This is a genomic window from Arthrobacter sp. JDC6 (assembly GCF_056484025.1).
In genome coordinates this window covers 1,278,586-1,296,030 of sequence record NZ_CM151278.1, presented here as the reverse complement: position 1 = coordinate 1,296,030, position 17,445 = coordinate 1,278,586, and the positions used below count along the sequence as shown (strand labels likewise).

General features: G+C 62.9%; 18 protein-coding genes. 15 read left to right on the top strand and 3 right to left on the bottom strand.

What is annotated here, in order from left to right:
* The first annotated feature begins 27 nt into the window (after nucleotides 1-27).
* The 14 genes from cpaB (ACV095_RS06115) (at nucleotide 28) to ACV095_RS06050 (ending at nucleotide 13,193) form a co-directional block, all read left to right on the top strand.
* Nucleotides 28-804, top strand: a complete 777-nt coding sequence (gene cpaB, locus ACV095_RS06115) for a Flp pilus assembly protein CpaB (RefSeq protein ID WP_478223114.1) — start codon at nucleotides 28-30, stop codon at nucleotides 802-804.
* Entirely contained in the window at nucleotides 801-2,000 is a 1,200-nt protein-coding gene (locus ACV095_RS06110; protein WP_478223113.1) for a CpaE/TadZ family protein, read from the top strand. Before cpaB (ACV095_RS06115) ends, ACV095_RS06110 begins: the two co-directional genes overlap by 4 nt.
* Nucleotides 1,997-3,469, top strand: a complete 1,473-nt coding sequence (locus ACV095_RS06105) for a CpaF family protein (protein ID WP_478223112.1) — start codon at nucleotides 1,997-1,999, stop codon at nucleotides 3,467-3,469. The genes ACV095_RS06110 and ACV095_RS06105 overlap by 4 nt, the downstream gene beginning before the upstream one ends.
* Before the next feature lie 4 nt (nucleotides 3,470-3,473).
* Nucleotides 3,474-4,415, top strand: coding sequence for a type II secretion system F family protein (locus ACV095_RS06100; RefSeq protein WP_478223111.1), 942 nt, complete (start codon nucleotides 3,474-3,476; stop codon nucleotides 4,413-4,415).
* Nucleotides 4,416-4,424: 9 nt separating this feature from the next.
* Nucleotides 4,425-5,312: a type II secretion system F family protein gene (locus ACV095_RS06095; RefSeq protein WP_478223110.1), complete on the top strand. Its 888-nt coding sequence runs from the start codon at nucleotides 4,425-4,427 to the stop codon at nucleotides 5,310-5,312.
* Nucleotides 5,313-5,566: 254 nt separating this feature from the next.
* A complete protein-coding gene (locus ACV095_RS06090; protein WP_478223109.1) occupies nucleotides 5,567-5,803 on the top strand; it encodes a Flp family type IVb pilin in 237 nt (78 codons plus the stop codon).
* A 98-nt stretch (nucleotides 5,804-5,901) separates the two neighbouring features.
* The gene (locus ACV095_RS06085; RefSeq protein WP_478223108.1) at nucleotides 5,902-6,291 is read left to right on the top strand and encodes a TadE/TadG family type IV pilus assembly protein; all 390 of its coding nucleotides are present in this window, start codon (nucleotides 5,902-5,904) and stop codon (nucleotides 6,289-6,291) included.
* The gene (locus ACV095_RS06080; protein WP_478223107.1) at nucleotides 6,279-7,310 is read left to right on the top strand and encodes a pilus assembly protein TadG-related protein; all 1,032 of its coding nucleotides are present in this window, start codon (nucleotides 6,279-6,281) and stop codon (nucleotides 7,308-7,310) included. The genes ACV095_RS06085 and ACV095_RS06080 overlap by 13 nt, the downstream gene beginning before the upstream one ends.
* A gap of 39 nt (nucleotides 7,311-7,349) precedes the next feature.
* Nucleotides 7,350-8,099 (top strand): Flp pilus assembly protein CpaB, encoded by a 750-nt coding sequence (gene cpaB / locus ACV095_RS06075; protein WP_478223106.1) that lies wholly within the window; start codon nucleotides 7,350-7,352, stop codon nucleotides 8,097-8,099.
* Nucleotides 8,096-9,289 (top strand): CpaE/TadZ family protein, encoded by a 1,194-nt coding sequence (locus tag ACV095_RS06070; protein ID WP_478223105.1) that lies wholly within the window; start codon nucleotides 8,096-8,098, stop codon nucleotides 9,287-9,289. Before cpaB (ACV095_RS06075) ends, ACV095_RS06070 begins: the two co-directional genes overlap by 4 nt.
* Entirely contained in the window at nucleotides 9,289-10,785 is a 1,497-nt protein-coding gene (locus ACV095_RS06065; RefSeq protein WP_478223104.1) for a CpaF family protein, read from the top strand. The genes ACV095_RS06070 and ACV095_RS06065 overlap by 1 nt, the downstream gene beginning before the upstream one ends.
* A gap of 10 nt (nucleotides 10,786-10,795) precedes the next feature.
* Nucleotides 10,796-11,728 carry a type II secretion system F family protein gene (locus tag ACV095_RS06060; RefSeq protein ID WP_134163707.1) on the top strand — a complete coding sequence of 311 codons (933 nt, stop codon included), beginning with the start codon at nucleotides 10,796-10,798 and terminating at the stop codon, nucleotides 11,726-11,728.
* 7 nt (nucleotides 11,729-11,735) lie between these two features.
* Nucleotides 11,736-12,620: a type II secretion system F family protein gene (locus ACV095_RS06055; RefSeq protein WP_134163706.1), complete on the top strand. Its 885-nt coding sequence runs from the start codon at nucleotides 11,736-11,738 to the stop codon at nucleotides 12,618-12,620.
* Nucleotides 12,621-12,713: 93 nt separating this feature from the next.
* The gene (locus ACV095_RS06050) at nucleotides 12,714-13,193 is read left to right on the top strand and encodes an Hpt domain-containing protein (RefSeq protein ID WP_478223103.1); all 480 of its coding nucleotides are present in this window, start codon (nucleotides 12,714-12,716) and stop codon (nucleotides 13,191-13,193) included.
* Nucleotides 13,194-13,196: 3 nt separating this feature from the next.
* On the opposite strand, the gene ACV095_RS06045 is transcribed toward ACV095_RS06050, so the two are convergent.
* A complete protein-coding gene (locus ACV095_RS06045) occupies nucleotides 13,197-13,982 on the bottom strand; it encodes a response regulator transcription factor (RefSeq protein ID WP_134163704.1) in 786 nt (261 codons plus the stop codon).
* A 253-nt stretch (nucleotides 13,983-14,235) separates the two neighbouring features.
* On the opposite strand from ACV095_RS06045, the gene ACV095_RS06040 reads away from it, so the two are divergent.
* Nucleotides 14,236-15,903, top strand: coding sequence for a sensor histidine kinase (locus ACV095_RS06040; RefSeq protein WP_478223102.1), 1,668 nt, complete (start codon nucleotides 14,236-14,238; stop codon nucleotides 15,901-15,903).
* Here ACV095_RS06040 and ACV095_RS06035 read toward each other — a convergent pair whose 3' ends face one another.
* Both ACV095_RS06035 and rplQ read right to left on the bottom strand, forming a co-directional pair.
* The gene (locus tag ACV095_RS06035) at nucleotides 15,904-16,797 is read right to left on the bottom strand and encodes a tRNA pseudouridine synthase A (RefSeq protein WP_026265745.1); all 894 of its coding nucleotides are present in this window, start codon (nucleotides 16,795-16,797) and stop codon (nucleotides 15,904-15,906) included.
* 32 nt (nucleotides 16,798-16,829) lie between these two features.
* Entirely contained in the window at nucleotides 16,830-17,411 is a 582-nt protein-coding gene (rplQ, locus tag ACV095_RS06030; protein ID WP_026265744.1) for a 50S ribosomal protein L17, read from the bottom strand.
* Nucleotides 17,412-17,445 lie beyond the last annotated feature (34 nt).

Below are 17,445 nucleotides of genomic sequence, written 5' to 3'. Positions count from 1 at the left end.
CAAACCCATTGCAAAGGAGTACCCACAGTGAAATCTCGCCTACTGGGAGGCATTGCAGCACTGGTGCTGGCAATCATTGGAACTGCCCTGTTGGTCGTCTATGTCCAAGGCGCCGACGCTAGGGCTGCACAGGGGCTCAACCCCGTGAAAGTTCTCGTCGTCAAGGATGCCGTACCTGCCGGCACCAAGGTTGAAGACTTGGCCGGCAAGGTGAAGGTAGAGGAGCTTCCGCAGTCTGCCGTGCCCGCGGCCGCTCTGGAAAGCCTGGATGGCCAGACCGGACGGGTTACCGCGTCCGCTCTGCAACCCGGCGAGCAATTGCTTGCGGCAAAGCTGGTGGATCCGAAGGAACTCGTCCCTGGCACCGTTCCTGTACCGGATGGCATGCAGGAGGTCACATTCCTCTTGGCCCCAGAGCGTATCCTCGGAGGCCGTCTAGAAGCCGGAGACGTGGTCACGGTTTACAGCTCATTCAAAACTGATGACAACATTCCAGCCGACGCCAATGTTCCGGCCGAAGTAAAGGGCTGGAAGCAGTCTACCGGGCTGCTGTTCCACGACGTGCTCGTCACTGCCGTCCAAAAGGCCGCACCCGATGACAGCAAGAACTCGTCCAACTCCTCGGGTGATTCAACGGTTGCCATGCCGAATGGTTCTGCCTTCGTAACGGTGGCCAGGAGCGACGCCGACGCCGCAAAGATGGTCTTCGGGGCGGAATACGGCACACTGTGGCTCTCGAAACAGACCGACAAGAGCACCAAGACTCAGCCTCCCGTGACGACCTTTGGCGGGCTGTACCGGTGAGTCGCTTCGTAGCCATAACCGGGGTGCGGGACTTCGAGTCCCGCGTGCGGGAGGCGGTGTCAACTGCCCTCCATGGGGATCTGGAAACACTCAGCCCGGCCATTCTGTCGGGAGGACCCGAGGACGTATTCCGGCAGCTGACAGGGGCACCACCTGAAGTCCTTATCCTGGGACCGGGCGTCAGCGAAGAAGACGCGCTGAAACTGGCGACCGTTTTTGACCTCCAGTATCCGGAGATCAGCCTGCTTCTGGTTGCTGAGCCCTCCCCTGAGTTGGTGCTCCGTGCCATGCACTCAGGTATCCGGGACGTATTGAAACCAGATATCGAGGTGAACGACCTACGGGTCCTGCTCGAACGGGCCTGCCTCGCATCTGCCAGCCGGCGGCGGGGAATGTCGTTGCCCACCGACCCGGGGCAGGAACGGGGCCGGGTCATCGCCGTCATGTCGCCGAAGGGCGGAGTTGGCAAGACGACAGTCGCCACCAACCTCGCAGTGGGCTTGGGCAAAGTAGCGCCGATGAGCGTCGTCCTTGTCGATCTGGACCTCCAGTTCGGAGATGTCGCATCCGGTTTGTTGCTCGAGCCCGAGCACTCAATCACCGATGCCGTTCATGGCATTGCCTCCCAGGACTCCATGGTTCTCAAGGCATTCCTAACCGTCCACCCCGCAGGGATTTACGCGCTTTGCGCTCCCCGGACTCCGGCCGAAGCCGATTACATCACCGGCGAGCACGTGGGCCGGCTGCTCGAACAGCTGGCCAATGAATTCAAATATGTCGTGGTGGATACCGCTCCGGGCCTGGGCGAGCACGTACTCGCCACGTTGGAACAGGCCACCGACGGGGTTTGGGTCTGCGGGATGGACGTTCCAAGTGTCCGTGGATTGCGAAAGTGCTTTGGAGTACTGAAAGAACTGCAACTCATGCCCCAAGGACGGCACACCATCCTCAATTTTGCGGATCGCAAAAGCGGACTCTCGGTCCAAGATGTAGAAGCCACCGTTGGCGTCCCTGTTGACGCTGTCATCCCGCGCTCCCGAACGCTCCCGTTTTCAACAAACCGCGGCATACCGATCCTCCAAGCGTCGACTAGGGATGCCGCCGCCAAAGGGTTGAAGAAGCTCGTAGATCGGTTTGATCCCGAGTGGGTATCTTCCCCACGCACCAAGCTGCACCGAAGGGTGGTTGTGTCATGAAACTCTCAGATAGGCTCGCTGGCTCTCAAGGCAATTCCGAAGGGTCAAACGCCACACCGCCCAACGGCCGTACGCTGTCTGAGATGTCGAAGACAGGCGCTCAACCTGAGAGCACATCCTTTCCCCCGGTTGGTGCCGCGGTTCCAGGTTCGTCGGTTGGTGGCAATCTCGCGGCTCCGCCTATTGATGCGCTTGCCGGGCTCAAACAAAGAGCTGCCCTGGCACTGTTTGATCGTCTCGGTACGCGCTTCGGTGACACCTCGTCGTCTGACGAGGAATTGCGGACCATAGCCGTCGATGAACTCTCGGCAGTCATCGACGACGAACAGGTGCCACTTTCGCCCGAAGAGCGCCGCAGGCTCATTCGCGAAATTGCAGACGAAGTGATGGGTTACGGTCCCCTGCAGAAGCTGCTCGAGGATCCGTCGGTTACCGAAATAATGGTCAACAAGTACGACCAGATCTACATTGAGCGAAGCGGCCACTTGAGCCTGACTGGATCACAATTCAGCTCGGACGACCACCTACGAAAAGTGATAGACCGCATCGTTTCCAGGGTCGGCCGGCGCATCGATGAATCATCACCGCTGGTGGACGCTCGGCTTGAGGACGGTTCGCGCGTCAACGCGATCATTCCTCCACTGGCGGTCAACGGACCTTCGTTGACCATCAGGAAGTTCAGCCACATACCTCTCACAGTCCGGAACCTCATCGACTGGGGCTCCTTGACCCCGGAGATGGCTGAATTGCTCAGTGCGTGTGTACAGGCGAGGTTGAACATCATTGTTTCCGGTGGAACGGGCACGGGCAAAACTACCCTGCTCAACGTGCTGTCATCCTTCATCCCCGAAGACGACCGCATAGTCACCATCGAGGATGCAGTGGAACTTCAGTTGCAGCAGGAGCACGTTGTCCGCCTGGAGAGTCGCCCTCCGAACATTGAAGGAAAAGGTGCTGTAGGAATCCGGGAACTTGTACGTAACTCCCTTCGCATGCGTCCCGACCGCATCATCGTAGGCGAGGTCCGAGGCGGCGAGTCGCTGGACATGCTGCAGGCCATGAACACAGGCCACGACGGATCTCTGTCCACAGTCCACGCAAATTCACCTCGGGACGCCATCGCCCGTTTAGAGACTCTCGTGCTCATGGCAGGTATGGATCTGCCCCTGAGGGCTATCCGCGAACAGGTCTCATCGGCAGTCGACCTCATCATCCAGGTCACTCGCCTGCGTGATGGCAGCCGCAGGGTCACGCACGTTACGGAAGTCCAAGGAATGGAGGGCGACATTGTCACCCTCCAGGACGCGTTCCTCTTCGACTATTCAGCCGGTGTTGACCAGCACGGGAGATTCCTCGGCAAACCAATCCCCACGGGCATTCGCCCCAGGTTCCTTGACCGGTTCTCAGAGCTCGGCATTGGTGTCTCACCAGCCGTATTCGGGGCCGCAGTTCCGGCCGGCAGGAGGTAGGTCGATGGACTCGCCTTTGGTTTTTGCCGGTGCCATAAGTCTGTGCTTCGGCGCCTTGCTAGTCCTGGTGATAGTTGTCCTCAGGCCCCGGTATGCCGCCATTCCCATCGAACGCCGCAGGCCTGACGGTCAGCCGGAACCGTCCACGCTGACAAGATTCTCGGAATCAGCGGCCAACGCGATGGGTGGCCTGATCGGGAAATCTGGCGGCCCGTACAGCCGCGACCTTCTCTACAATGCTGGCGTAAAAATGACGCCTGCAGAATTCAGCGCCTTCATAGCGGCGGTGACCGTAGCTGTTGGCCTGCTGTCCAGCCTCGCCACTAACCTCGGATTCGGAATCCTACTGGCAGTGGCGACGCCGTTCGCAGCCAGGTTGGTGCTCACAGTCCGAAGGGACAAGCGCCGGAGTAAATTCGATGCGCAGCTGATAGGCACCATTCAAATGCTGATAGGCGGACTACGTGTGGGCCACAGCGTGATACGGACAATCGAGGCCGCGGCGAATGAGTCCGAGGCGCCTACCTCGGAAGAACTGAACAGGATCGTCAACGAAACGCGAATTGGCAAAGACGCTCGGGAAGCAATTGACGATTCCGCCACCCGGATGGACAGCGAAGACTTCCGCTGGATTGGGCAGGCTATCCAGATTAATCGGGAAGTCGGTGGAGACCTTGCCGAAGTCCTGGAGCAAGTTGCCGGCACGATACGTGAGCGTAGCGAAATCAAGGGCCACGTACGGTCCCTAAGCGCAGAAGGAACGATGTCCGCATACATCCTCATGGCATTGCCGGTAGGTGTGGCGTTCTTCATCGGAATGATCAACCCGGGCTACTTGGACGTCTTTGTCCAGAAACCGATCGGCTGGTTCCTTCTGGGTACAAGCGCATTGATGTTCATCATCGGCGGCGTTTGGATGAGCCGCATTGTTAAGATCAAGTTCTAAGGACCGAACATGACTCCAATCGCTTGGATGATAATCGCCTCGGTTATCCTTCCTCTCACTTACTTCGTGTGGTCGTGGGCCACGCTGGACCGAAAAGGGGCCCTCGCCATCCGGGGTAACCTTGCTCGCGGCTTCAACGTTGGAGGTCGAGACCCCGGACAGCAGGCTCCAATTCTCCTGGGAATATCAAAACGCCTTACGCCGGGCAGCTACGAGTCCAAACTCGACCACTGGCTCTCGTTGGCCGGACGCCCCGCGGCCATGCCATTGGATAAGTTGATCGTTTCTAAACCTTTGTTGGCTCTTGCAGGGGCCCTTGCAGGAATCCTTCTGCTTTCCAATTCTTTCACTTCAATGAACATCGCCGTGGCGATCTTCGCGACCGTCTTCCTTTATTTTGTCCCGGATCTGCTGGTCTACAACAAAGCGATCAAACGGCAGGAAGCTATCGAGCTGGAACTCCCCAACACTCTGGACCAAATGCTGATCTCTGTCGAAGCTGGACTCGGATTCGAATCGGCAATGGCCCGGGCAGGCGCCTATGGCGGAGGACCTCTGGCTCAGGAACTGGTTCGTACGTTGCAGGATATTCAGGTTGGTAGGCCGCGGCAGGAAGCTTATGAGGCCATGGCTTCAAGGTCTTCAGTGCAGGACCTAAAAGGTTTTGTAAGGGCTGTCGTGCAAGCAGACAAGTATGGCATCGGCATCGCCAAGGTCCTTCGTGCCCAGGCAAAAGATGCCCGCGTAAAACGTCGGCAGCGCGCAGAAGAGAAAGCGATGAAGCTTCCGGTAAAGGTCTTGTTTCCGCTTATCCTCTTCATCTTCCCAGTGCTGTTCATCGTTCTGCTGGGCCCCGCAGCCATCAACATCATCGAAGCCTTCAGTCACACCCGGTAGAACCAAAACGCGCCGATCGGCGCCATTAGACCGGACCCCCTCGGCACCCAGAACCGAGGGGGTCCTTTTGGGTGTCCACAGAATGTGTAGCCCACCTTCAGCACAGTACAAACACAGCGAATGCGCAGGGGAAGTGCATACAGCAAAGGCTTTGCGCAGGATGCTGCAAGATCCCATCAATGTCATATCAAGCATTGCTAACTTCGTTTCAGTGCTGGTGCAGGGCCAGCCATCCGTCTCGCTCAGGAGTCAAAATGCTTTCTCTTTACACCAATCTCTCGATCCGCCTTCGCAGCGAAAAGGGCGCAACCGCTGTTGAATACGGCATTATGGTCGCCCTCATCGCTGTTGTCATCATCGCGGCAGTGACGATGCTGGGCGGAACGCTAAGCAGCATGTTCGATCAGGTGAAGTGCCAGGTCGGGGGCGGCACTTACACAACCGTCGCCCAGACCGCTACGACGGCCGCTGGCGGCACCTGCGCACCCTGATAGAGGCCAAGCCCTCCAAGCGGGCGTGACAGTGGCGGCGGCACTAGGCCGCCGTCACTCCTCTTCTTAAAGCAACGAAAGTTAGCGAAAGGCGCGTCATGTCCAGGGAGTCCGAGGCGGGAGCCGTCGCAGTGGAGTTTGCGATCCTGCTTCCCGTACTGGTCATGCTACTTCTCGGCATCATGGAGTTCAGTCGTGTCTACAACGCCCAGGCTTCGCTCTCGGCGGCAGCCCGCGAAGGCGTCCGGGTGATGGCCATCTCTGGTCGCTCGGCCGATGCCATAACTGCCGTCAAAAGCACCGCAGTGTCAGTGAAGCCGGGGCTGGTGGACTCCAACATTGTCTTCAAGAATTCGCGGACCGGAACCACGGCCTGCTCGTCGGGTGACACGATGACTGTGACCATCACTTACAGTCTGTCCACGCTTACACGAATAGCCGGCCCTTTTACTGTGACGGCCAAGGGGGCCATGCTGTGCGGAGGCTGAAACTAACCCCTGAAAACAAGGACATCGAACGCGGCGCCGTGAGCGTCATCGTTGCGCTGATGCTGGTGGTCCTGCTCGGATTCGGTGCCATGGCCGTGGACGTAGCGATGATGTACTCCGAGCGAACCCAGCTGCACAACGGAGCCGACTCCGCCGCGCTGGCTATTGCACAGAAGTGCGCGAAGAATCTCAGCGATCCGGACTGCTCCAATACGTCAACTTTGGCTGCAAACCTGGCAAACAAGAACGCAAACGACAGCCTCAGCAACCTCAAGTCCGTGGTGCTCGACAAGACAAACCGCAAGGTGTCGGTCTCAGTTGCATCTCAGGAGGCAGGGCACACGCCCAATCAGGTGTCCCTCTTCTTCGCCCGCGTCCTAGGGATCAACACGGCTGAGGTCAACGCGCCGGCATCCGTGCAGTGGGGCAGCCCCACCAAGGGCTTGGCTGCTTTTCCCATCACCGTTTCCGTCTGCCAGGTGCGAGGACAGACTGGCGTGCTGCAGCTGCTTCAGTTGCACGGTACCGGCGCCAACCCAAGCTGCAATTACGGTCCCTCCGGCGCAGCGGTGGAGGGTGGCTTCGGGGGTCTCAAACAGGATCCTTCGGCATGCGGCGCCACCATCGACATCTCGAAGAGCACCGCCGGCGGAGACACTGGAAACAACCCCCCGCCCTACTGCGACACCCTCTTGAATTCATGGGCGGCCGATATGACCGCCGGCAAAGACGTTATTGTTCTGATTCCCGTCTTCAACGCCGTCACCGGGACAGGAAACAATGCCGTCTTCGGGCTCACCACCTTTGCCGCTTTCAAGGTATCCGGTTGGAAATTCGGCCCCACAGGCCTTCCCTACACGTTCCGCAACAGGACGCCGGACGTACCGGCCGCGGTGCAGTGCCGGGAACCATGCCGCGGCATTATCGGCACCTTCGTCAAATACGTTTCCCTGGCCAACGGCTACACGCTGGGCCCAGTCAACCCGGACGGCGCCACCATTGTGGCAATAGCAAGCTAAAACGCAACACCCTATCTGTGAAAGCAACAGGAGCAGTCAGTGAAGTCACGTATGTTGGCCGGTGTATCAGCAGTGGTGCTGGCCATCATCGGAGCGGTTCTTATCGTCACCTACGCCCAAGGTGCCGACCAGCGCGCCATGAAGGACATGGACCCCACCGGGGTGATGGTTGTGACCAAGGCCGTGCCGGCCGGCGCTTCCCTCGACACCGTAAAAGCGTCCGTGACCCTGCAACAGGTACCCGCCACTGCTGTTTCGAAGACCGCCCTGAAAAACCTCGACGATTCAGCCGGCAAAGTCGCCGCCGTGGACCTGGTCCCCGGCGAGCAACTCCTGGCCGAACGACTGGTTGATCCGAAAGACGTCAAGTCCAGCGGTGCAGTAAAAGTGCCGGCCGGGTTGCAGGAAATCACCTTCGAACTCGAAGCCAAGCGTGTAGTGGGCGGCCGCATCGAGGCCGGGGACCACGTGGGTATCGGTTTCAGCTTTGGCGCGGGCGCTGACAAGACCAAACCAGGCGAAGGAACCACCCAGCTCACCCTCCGCAAGGTTCTTGTCACAGCGGTCCAGAGGGCCCCGCAACCAAGTGCCAAGCCCACGGATGGCACGAATCCCCAAGACACTACGCTCCCGCAGGGATCGTTCATGGTCACCGTCGCCGTGAATGACATCGACGCCACCAAGATCATCTACTCCTCGAACAACGGTGACCTCTGGCTCACCAAGGAGCCCCTTGACGCGCAGGACAACGGCGGCTTCATCGCCAGGAAGGACAACGTGTACAGATGAGCCGCTTCGTCCTCCTCTCCCCCAACGGCGACTTCGACCAGAAGCTGCGCGACGCCGTCGCCCACGGCCTGCGCGGCAGTGTGCAGACAATCTCGAGCGACATCCTCCCCGCCGGCCCGGCGGAACTGTTTGCCCTCCTCAACCAGGAACAGCCGGAGGTCCTCATCATCGGCCCCGACGTTCCCTATGAAGAGGCGTTGCGTTTCGCCAAGGTCTTCGACGTCCAGTTTCCGGGCCTCAGCCTGGTCCTGGTCAGCGACGTGGACCCGTCCTTCCTGCTGCACGCCATGCGCGCCGGCATCCGGGACATCCTCAGCCCCCAGGCGGATGCAGCCGAAATACGGGTGCTGCTGGAACGCGCCTGCCAGTCCTTTGCCACCAGGCACCGCGGCGCGGAACCGCAGCAATCAGAGAACGGCAAGGGCCTGGTCATCGGCGTCTTTTCCCCGAAGGGCGGCGTGGGCAAAACCACCCTGGCCACCAATATCGCCATCGGCCTGGGCCAGGTGGCGCCCATGAGCGTGGTCATCGTGGACCTGGACCTCCAGTTCGGGGACGTCGCCTCCGGCCTCTACCTCAACCCCGAACACACGGTCACGGACGCCGTCACCCCCGCCGCGGCCCAGGACTCCCTGGTCCTCAAGGCCTTCCTTACCGTGCATCCGGCCGGCATCTACGCCCTGTGCGCCCCGCCCAACCCGGTGGACGCGGACCACATCACCCCGGACCAGGTCAGCCGGCTGCTGGAGCAACTGGCCCAGGAGTTCCAGTACGTGGTCATCGACACCGCCCCCGGCATGCCGGAAATCGGCCTCGCCGCCATGGAGCAGTGCACCGACGTGGTCTGGGTCAGCGCCATGGACATCCCCAGCCTCCGCGGCCTGCGCTCAGGACTGGAAGTCCTCCGCCAGCTGGACATCATGCCCGAATCCCGCCACGTGGTCCTGAACATGGCCGACGCTAAAGCCGGCCTGAACGTCCAGGACGTCGAATCCACCATCGGCGCCCCCGTGGACGTCAGCGTCCCCCGGTCCCGCGCCGTGGCGCTGTCCACCAACCGCGGCATCCCCGTCCTCCAGGAATCAAAGAAGGACCCCGCCGTCAAAAGCCTCCGCCAGCTCGTGGAGCGCTTCAACCCGGCCTGGCGCACGCAGACCCAAAGGAAGCTTCACCGAAGGGTGGTCATCTGATGAAACTCTCCGAACGCATCAACGCGGTCCAGGGCCGCAACCAGGCATCTGCCGCGGGACCGGGGTCGGCCACGGCCCTGCTTGAGCCCCCGCAGCCGGCGCCTTCCCCAAGCCCCGCAGACGGTGCGGAACGGCACCTTCCGGCGCACGCCGCCGTCGTCCATCCAACGTACGACGACGGCGCGCAGCAGGTGCCCACGGCACCCCGGGTGGACGTATTCGCAGCCATGAAGGACAGGGCGGCCACCGCCCTCTTCGAACGCATGGGCACACGGTTCAACGACGCCGCGGTCACCGAACAGGAACTTCGGAGCACCGCCAAGAAGGAACTCACCCGCATCATCGACGCCGAGCAGGTGCCGCTGACGCCGGAGGAGCGCACCCGCCTGGTCCAGGACGTTGCCGACGATGTGCTGGGCTACGGCCCCCTCCAGCGCCTGCTGGACGACCCCGCCGTCACCGAAATCATGGTCAACCGCATGGACCAGATCTACGTGGAACGCAAGGGCAAGCTGACCCTCAGCGAGTCCCGCTTCAGCTCAGAGGAACACCTGCGCAAGGTCATCGAACGGATCGTGTCCAAGGTTGGCCGCCGAATCGATGAATCCTCGCCCCTGGTGGACGCCCGACTGGAAGACGGTTCCCGCGTGAATGCGGTCATCCCGCCGCTGGCCGTGGGCGGCTCCTCCCTGACCATCCGAAAATTCAGCAAGACCCCGCTGACGGTCCGCAACCTGATCGACTTCGGGACCCTGACCCCGGAGATGGCCGAACTGCTGAACGCCTGTGTGAAGGCCAAACTGAACATCATCGTCTCCGGCGGCACGGGCACGGGCAAGACCACGCTCCTCAACGTCCTGTCCTCATTCCTTCCGCACGACGAACGCATCGTCACCATCGAGGACGCCGTGGAACTTCAGATCCAGCAGGACCACGTGGTCCGGCTGGAAAGCCGGCCGCCCAACACCGAAGGCAAGGGCGAAGTCACCATCCGCGAGCTGCTCCGCAACTCCCTCCGTATGCGCCCGGACCGGATCGTGGTGGGTGAGGTCCGTGGCGGCGAATCGCTGGACATGCTGCAGGCCATGAACACCGGCCACGACGGCTCCCTGTCCACGGTGCACTCCAACTCGCCCAGGGACGCCGTGGCGCGTCTCGAGACCCTGGTGCTTATGGCCGGCATGGATCTTCCGCTGCGCGCCATCCGTGAGCAGATCGCCTCCGCGGTAAACCTGATCGTCCAGATTTCCAGGCTCCGCGACGGTTCCCGCCGGATCACCCACGTCACCGAGGTGCAGGGCATGGAGGGCGACATCGTCACGCTCCAGGATGCCTTCGTCTTCGACTACTCCGCCGGCGTCGACGCGCACGGCAGGTTCCTGGGCAGGCCTGTGGCCACGGGCATCCGGCCGCGGTTCATCGACCGGTTCGAGGACCTGGGCATCCACGTGTCCCCGGCAGTATTCGCCGGGCCGCTGTCACCGGGCGCCAAGTAGGGACGCGGCCATGATCATCGCAATTGGAAGCGTCCTCCTCCTGGCAGCCATCTGCCTGCTCGGTGTGGCCGTGCTCCTGCCGAGCGCCCCGGCGGTGCCGCTGGACCGCCGTCGTCCGTTTGAACCGGAGCCGCCGTCCTCGCTGTCCCGCCTTGCCCTGTCCGGGGTCAGATCCTTTGAACGGCTGCTCGCCGGCCGGAACGTCAAGCTCTTCTCCCGCGCGGAGCTGGAGAACGCCGGCCTGCGCCTCAGCCAGGCCGAATTCTTCCTGCTGGTGGGCATCGGAGCGTGCGTCGGGATGCTGGTCGGCACCGTGACGGTGGGCCCCCTGGTGGGGGTGCTGCTGGCCCTGCTGGCACCCTTCGCGGGCAAGCTCGTCCTCGGATTCCTTGCCGGCAAGCGCCGCGGGGCGTTCGACAGCCAGCTGGGCGACACGCTGCAGCTGCTCTCCGGCGGCCTCCGGGCCGGCCACAGCATCCTGCGCGCCATTGACGCCGCCGCCACGGAGTCCCAAAAGCCGACATCGGAGGAGATGCGGCGGGTGATCACCGAAACCAGCCTGGGCAGGGACCTGCTGGCCGCGCTGAACGACACCGCGGACAGGATGAAAAACGAGGACTTCGTGTGGATCTCGCAGGCCATCCAGATCAACCGGGAAGTGGGCGGCAACCTGGCGGAGGTGCTGGACCAGGTGAACGAGACCATTCGCGAGCGCGCCGAGATCAAGGGCCACATCAAGGCACTGGCCGCGGAGGGAAAGTTTTCCGCGTACATCCTGATCGCCATGCCGTTCGGCATCGTGGCCATGCTGCTGGCCGTAAGCCCAAGCTACATGAACTCGATGTTCACCCATCCCCTGGGCTGGGTGATGATCGGCGCCTCCTTTGTCCTCATGACCATCGGCGCACTCTGGATGCGCAAGATCATCGACCTGAAGTTCTGAGGACCCCATGAACCTGATCGTCCTCCTCTCCGTTCTCCTGGTCTGCATCCCCCTGGCGGCCCTGGCCTGGTCCGTCCTGACCGTGGACAAGCAGGGGCGCCTGGCCGTCTCTGACCTGCTCTCCCGCGGCGCCCCGCCTGTTACAGCTGCAGCCGCCGGAGCGCCGGGGCTGCTCGAGGCCATAGGCCGGCGCCTCACTCCCCCGGCCTATGTGGCATTCCTCGACCGCCTCCTGTCCCTCGCCGGCCGGCCCGCCTCCATGCCGCTGGGAAAAGTGCTGGGATCCAAACTCGCCATCGGCCTGGCCGGGGTGGCAATGGGCGGCTGGCTGGCAGGCGTGGGAAGCAGCCCGCTGATGAAGCTCGCCGGGCTCTTCGTCCTCTTCCTGGGCTACTTCATCCCGGATCTCCTCCTGTACAGCAAGGGCCTGGAGCGGCAGAAGGCGATGCAGCTGGAACTGGCCAACACGCTGGACCAAATGCTGATTTCAGTGGAAGCCGGACTGGGCTTCGAAGGCGCCATGGCCCGGGCAGGCGAGAACGGCAAGGGCCCCCTTGCCGAAGAACTTGTCCGCACCCTGCAGGACATGCAGGTGGGACGCAGCCGCCGTGAGTCCTACATCGCCCTGGCGGAACGGACCAACATCCCGGAACTGCGCAGCTTTGTGCAGGCCGTGGTGCAGGCCGACACGTACGGAATCGCCATCAGCCGGGTCCTGCGCGTCCAAGCGAAGGTCATGCGGGTCAAACGGCGCCAGCGGGCCGAGGAAAAGGCCATGAAGCTGCCCGTCATGATCCTCTTCCCGCTGTTGTTCTTTATCTTCCCGGTCCTTTTCATTGCCATTCTGGGGCCGGCCGTGATCAATGCAGTGGTGACCTTCAGCGGCCAGTAAAGATGCTCAGCGCGGCGGCAAGGTTGTCTCAAGGTTTACACAGAATGATGAAAAACAGGACCCCGAAGCATTTCCAGGAAGTAGCCTTGAACAATGAACAGTCCCGATCCCGGTTCCAGCGGAAAGAGCCCCGCTGCGGACTTCCCGCTGTCCGGGGTCGGTTTTCCTCCCGCTCCCGCTCCCGCCGGTGCGGACCCCTCACTGGAAGCGGCCGCTCTCTTGCCATTGGTTGATGCCGCAGTGCTGGCGGAACTCGAAGATGAGCTGGCCGGGTCCGGACTGGCGCAGCGCTTCGCCAGGGACTACGCCGCCATGTGGGACGTGCGGCTGGCCCGGCTGGGAACAGCGGTGCAGAGCAGGGACGGGGACTCTGCCCTGGACGCGGTCATCAGCCTCAAAATCAGTTCCGCCATGGTGGGCGGGGTACGGCTGGCAAAGCTCGCCGAACTCCTGGAGGGCCTGATCCGGCGGGGTGACTTTGTCCAGGGGCAGGCGATGATGGCAGGCGTGGCCCAGGACGGGGCACGCACCGTGTCCGAACTGCAGTCAACCTACATCATGGAGAACGGCTAGCAGTTAAGCATCGTCCGGCCGCCTCGGCGCCAGCCGGTAACCCACCCCACGGACTGTCTGCAGCCAGCGCGGGGACAACTGGTCCTCTTTGAGCTTGCGCCGCAGGTTTCCCACGTGGACCTCCACCGCCCGCTCGTCCGCCTCGCTGATGTAGGTGTCCCGGTCATAGAAATCGCCCCGCACCGCCCGCACCAGGTCCGCCCTGGTGCACACGGCACCACCGCCCTTCAGCAACACGTGGAGCAGGTCGAACTCGCTGCGGGTCAGGCCCAGCGGCTCGCCCTTGACCTCCACGGTGCGTGTCCGGTGGTTCAACAGGAGTCCGTTGTGCCGCAGGACGCCGGGCTCGGGCTGCGCGGCGGCAGGAACCGGTGCCTGGCCCCCGTGTGACGCGGATTCATGCTGCTCGTTCACCTCGTGGCGCGGCCTGCGCATCATGGCCGCCACCCTGGCCCTGAGTTCCCTGGGCCTGAAGGGCTTGGCGATATAGTCATCCGCGCCCGCATTCAGTGCTGACAGCAGGTCCGGTTCGTCGGTCCGGCCAGTCAGCATGACCACGTACGCATTGCTGAAATTCCGGATTCGCCGCAAAACCTCGAACCCGTCGATATCCGGCAGGCCAATATCGAGCGTCACAACATTGGCCTGCTTAGCGCGGACCACCTCAACCCCGGCCCGCCCATCAACGGCCGTATGCACTTCGAAGCCCGCCTGGGTCAAGACACCTTCAAGGAGGTTGCGTACGTCGGCGTCGTCCTCGATAACCACCGCTACACCAAGATCGTCCATTAATACCCCTGCGCCAGGCGGAGATGGCCCCCCATTGGCCCAGCGCCAATGCCATTCCCGCTCCAACAATTTATACGCTACTAGTAAGCCCGGCTGTGCACATCCGAATCGACACTGAAAATTGAAAAGTCAATTACTATGACAAGACATGTGCATTATCCAAGGGAAAGGGTGCTGGCCAAGGTAACTGGGGGGAATTGCTACATCTTGGCGGCGCCTGCTTTCCGGACCTAAAGGGGTACGAGTCAGAAACATGGCCGAGCCGTTGTTCCAGCGTGGACCCGGACGCATCTTCCGGCGGCTGGGAACCCGCGCCCAAGTGGCGCTCTGCCAGCTCCCCCTTACCTTCCTTGTGCTTGTCATTGCCGTGGCCACCCCCTTCGCCTGGCCCTCGCTCATGCACTCCCCCTTGTACGTGGCCGGCCTTGCCCTGAACGCGGTTTTGTTCCTGGGCTGCTTCCTGGTTCCCTGGGAACGCCTGGCGCACCGCCCATACCTGCTGATCCCCGTGCTGGACTTCGCGCTGATCGGGTTCCTGCGCAACGGCGCCGCTCCGCTCCTGCCGGGCCTCGCGGTACTGGTGGTCTTCCCGGTCATCTGGCTTTCCGCCTCCGGCATGCTGGCGCGCAGCAGCCTGGTGCTCAGTTTTGCGGGGCCCTTCCTGATCATGGTTCCATCTGCCGTGGGCCATTTCCCCACCGTCACGGCCTCGGACCTCACCACCGTCCTGCTCTTTCCCGTGATGATGCTCGCTGTATCCCTGGCCATCCGCTTCGCGAGCGTAAGCCTCCGGCAGCAGCAGCGTGAACTGGCGGACAAGGACCGTGAACTCCGCGAACTGCTGGCCGCAAGCCGGGAACGGGAGAAGCTGCTCGAAACTGTATTGGAGGCCACCGACGTCGGAATTGCCGCCGTCGACCGCTCCGGCCACTTCCTGGTGTCCAACAGCCGCCAGCGCAACTTCCGCCGTGTCACGGGCGCTGACGACGCCCTCCCCGGCCAGGGGCACCAGCTCATCTTTGGACAGGACCGGCGCACACTGCTCCCCCGGGACCGGCGGCCCATCAACAGGGCCATGGCGGGTGAGTCCTTCGCCGACTACCTGGTGTGGGCCGGCGAAGGCCCGGAGCAGCGCGCCATATCCACCGCCGCCCGCCCGCTGGTCGGCGAGGACGGCCGGCTGACCGGGGCAGTGGTGGTCTACACGGACGTCACCGGCTGGGTGGAGTCCCTGGCCGCAAACCAGGAGCTGGTGTCCAACGTCTCGCACGAGTTCAAGAACCCACTGAACTCGATTCTGGGCAACTTGGACCTGGTCCTGGACGACGCCGACAGCCTGCCCCGGCAGGTGGCCCAGCGCCTGCTCGTGGTGCAGCGCAACGCGGAACGGCTGCTGGACCTGGTGGCCGACCTGACGGCCTCCGCCTCCACCACCTTGAACGTCCACCCCAAGCGGACCGATCTGGCCAGCCTGGTGGAGACCAGCCTTGGCTCCGCCCAGGCCCTGGCACAACGCTCCCACGTGGAGATCGCCGCCGACGTCCCCTCGCCGCTGTGGGCCTACGCGGATCCGCTCAGGATCGGACAGGTGCTGGACAACCTCGTGTCCAACGCCATCAAGTACTCGCCCGACGGCGGCAAGGTCAGCATCAGCGCGGACGCGGACCGGCAGTGGGTCCGGCTGAGCGTCACGGACACCGGGATGGGCATGTCCAGCGAGGACGCGGCGAGGGCTTTCAACCGGTTCTTCCGCGCCGAGACCGCCCGGAAGGCCGCCATCCCGGGCGCAGGTCTCGGTCTGTCAATCACCCGAATGATTGTGGAGCGGCACGGCGGGACGATCGACTGCGAGAGCGGCGAGGGCCAGGGCAGCACGTTTACGGTGACGCTGCCGGCCGAGGGTCCACCCCCGGCGTTCTAGTCAGGGTTCGCGGAGCGCCCGGGTCTGTTCGGCGCGGGCCAGGAGTTCGCTGTCTGAGGGGTAGGCCACTTCCTCAAGCACCAACGGATGCGGGGCGGCCAGGACCGACTTGGCGTCCCGCTTCTGCAGCAGCAGCCGTTCGTGCAGCCAGCCCGGCTCCACAACGCCTTCACCCACGTACAGCGCGGAGCCGATGAGGGCGCGCACCATGTTGTGGCAGAACGCATCAGCCTGGACGGTGGCCACAATGACGCCGTCCTCGCCGCGCCTGAACTCAAACCGCTGGAGTTCCCGGATGGTGGTGGCGCCTTCGCGCGGCTTGCAGAAAGACAGGAAGTTCTGCAGGCCCAGCAGCTGCGAGGCGCCCTCGTTCAGCAGTCCCACGTCCAGCGGATTCTTGTGCCACAACGTGAAATACCGCTCCAACGGATCCCACAGGGCGGGCCCGTCTGCGATCCGGTAGCTGTAGCGGCGCCAGAGAGCCGAGAAGCGGGCGTCAAAGCCCACAGGTGCCAACGAGATGTCATGCACTTCCACGGCCCCGTGAAGATCGCCCAGGGCCCGGTTCAATGCCCCGCGGAGCCTGCGCAGCATGGCGACGGCGGGATCCAGTTCGTGCCCGCGCGGCAGGTTCTGCCACTCGTCTTCGGTGAGGTCCAGATGGACCACCTGGCCGCGGGCGTGCACGCCGGCGTCGGTCCGTCCCGCCACGGTGACACGCACCGGACGGCGTACCAACAGGGCGATCGCCTCTTCCAAGACGCCCTGGATGGTGCGCCGTCCCGGTTGCAGTGCCCACCCGCTGAACGGGCCGCCGTCGTACGAAAGGTCAAGCCGGATACGCAAAAACCCGCCGCCCCCTGGAACGGGGGCCGCGGGTTTTTGGTGGTTCACAGACCTAAGTCTATGCGAAGAGAATCAGCGAATTACTTCGCGTCCTTCTCTTCGGCGGCGGGAGCCTCGGGAGCTTCCTCAGCGGCGGGAGCCTCTTCGGTTGCAGCCTCTTCAGCCGGAGCCTCAGCAGCTTCAGTCTCCACGGCCTCAGCCTCGGGAGCTTCTTCTGCAACGGGTGCAGCAGCAGCTTCCTTCTTGTCGGCATCGCGCTTGGCAGCGGAGGTAGCCTCGGCTACGACGGCCTGCTTGGCGGAGACCGGCTCGAGGACCAGTTCGATGACAGCCATGGGAGCGTTGTCGCCCTTACGGTTGCCGATCTTGGTGATGCGGGTGTAGCCGCCATCGCGGTTCTCCACAGCCTGGGCGATGTCGGTGAACAGCTCGTGGACGATGCCCTTGTTGCTGATCAGGCCGAGAACGCGGCGGCGGGAAGCGAGGTCGCCACGCTTGGCGAAGGTCACCAGGCGCTCTGCGTACGGCTTCAGGCGCTTGGCCTTGGTCACCGTGGTGGTGATCCGCTTGTGCTCGAACAGGGATGCTGCCAGGTTCGCGAGCATGAGGCGCTCGTGAGCCGGGCCGCCTCCGAGGCGCGGACCCTTAGTGGGGGTAGGCATAATTGTTTCTCCTCATGTGGAAGCCGTGGGCGGC

What these genes read in the sequence shown, in the direction of transcription:
- ACV095_RS06105 (WP_478223112.1), top strand. Translation starts at nt 1,997, where the DNA reads ATGAAACTCTCAGATAGGCTCGCTGGCTCTCAAGGCAATTCCGAAGGG.
- ACV095_RS06100 (WP_478223111.1), top strand. Translation starts at nt 3,474, where the DNA reads ATGGACTCGCCTTTGGTTTTTGCCGGTGCCATAAGTCTGTGCTTCGGC.
- ACV095_RS06095 (WP_478223110.1), top strand. Translation starts at nt 4,425, where the DNA reads ATGACTCCAATCGCTTGGATGATAATCGCCTCGGTTATCCTTCCTCTC.
- ACV095_RS06090 (WP_478223109.1), top strand. Translation starts at nt 5,567, where the DNA reads ATGCTTTCTCTTTACACCAATCTCTCGATCCGCCTTCGCAGCGAAAAG.
- ACV095_RS06085 (WP_478223108.1), top strand. Translation starts at nt 5,902, where the DNA reads ATGTCCAGGGAGTCCGAGGCGGGAGCCGTCGCAGTGGAGTTTGCGATC.
- ACV095_RS06070 (WP_478223105.1), top strand. Translation starts at nt 8,096, where the DNA reads ATGAGCCGCTTCGTCCTCCTCTCCCCCAACGGCGACTTCGACCAGAAG.
- ACV095_RS06065 (WP_478223104.1), top strand. Translation starts at nt 9,289, where the DNA reads ATGAAACTCTCCGAACGCATCAACGCGGTCCAGGGCCGCAACCAGGCA.
- ACV095_RS06060 (WP_134163707.1), top strand. Translation starts at nt 10,796, where the DNA reads ATGATCATCGCAATTGGAAGCGTCCTCCTCCTGGCAGCCATCTGCCTG.
- ACV095_RS06055 (WP_134163706.1), top strand. Translation starts at nt 11,736, where the DNA reads ATGAACCTGATCGTCCTCCTCTCCGTTCTCCTGGTCTGCATCCCCCTG.
- ACV095_RS06050 (WP_478223103.1), top strand. Translation starts at nt 12,714, where the DNA reads ATGAACAGTCCCGATCCCGGTTCCAGCGGAAAGAGCCCCGCTGCGGAC.
- ACV095_RS06045 (WP_134163704.1), bottom strand. Translation starts at nt 13,982, where the DNA reads ATGGACGATCTTGGTGTAGCGGTGGTTATCGAGGACGACGCCGACGTA.
- ACV095_RS06040 (WP_478223102.1), top strand. Translation starts at nt 14,236, where the DNA reads ATGGCCGAGCCGTTGTTCCAGCGTGGACCCGGACGCATCTTCCGGCGG.
- rplQ (WP_026265744.1), bottom strand. Translation starts at nt 17,411, where the DNA reads ATGCCTACCCCCACTAAGGGTCCGCGCCTCGGAGGCGGCCCGGCTCAC.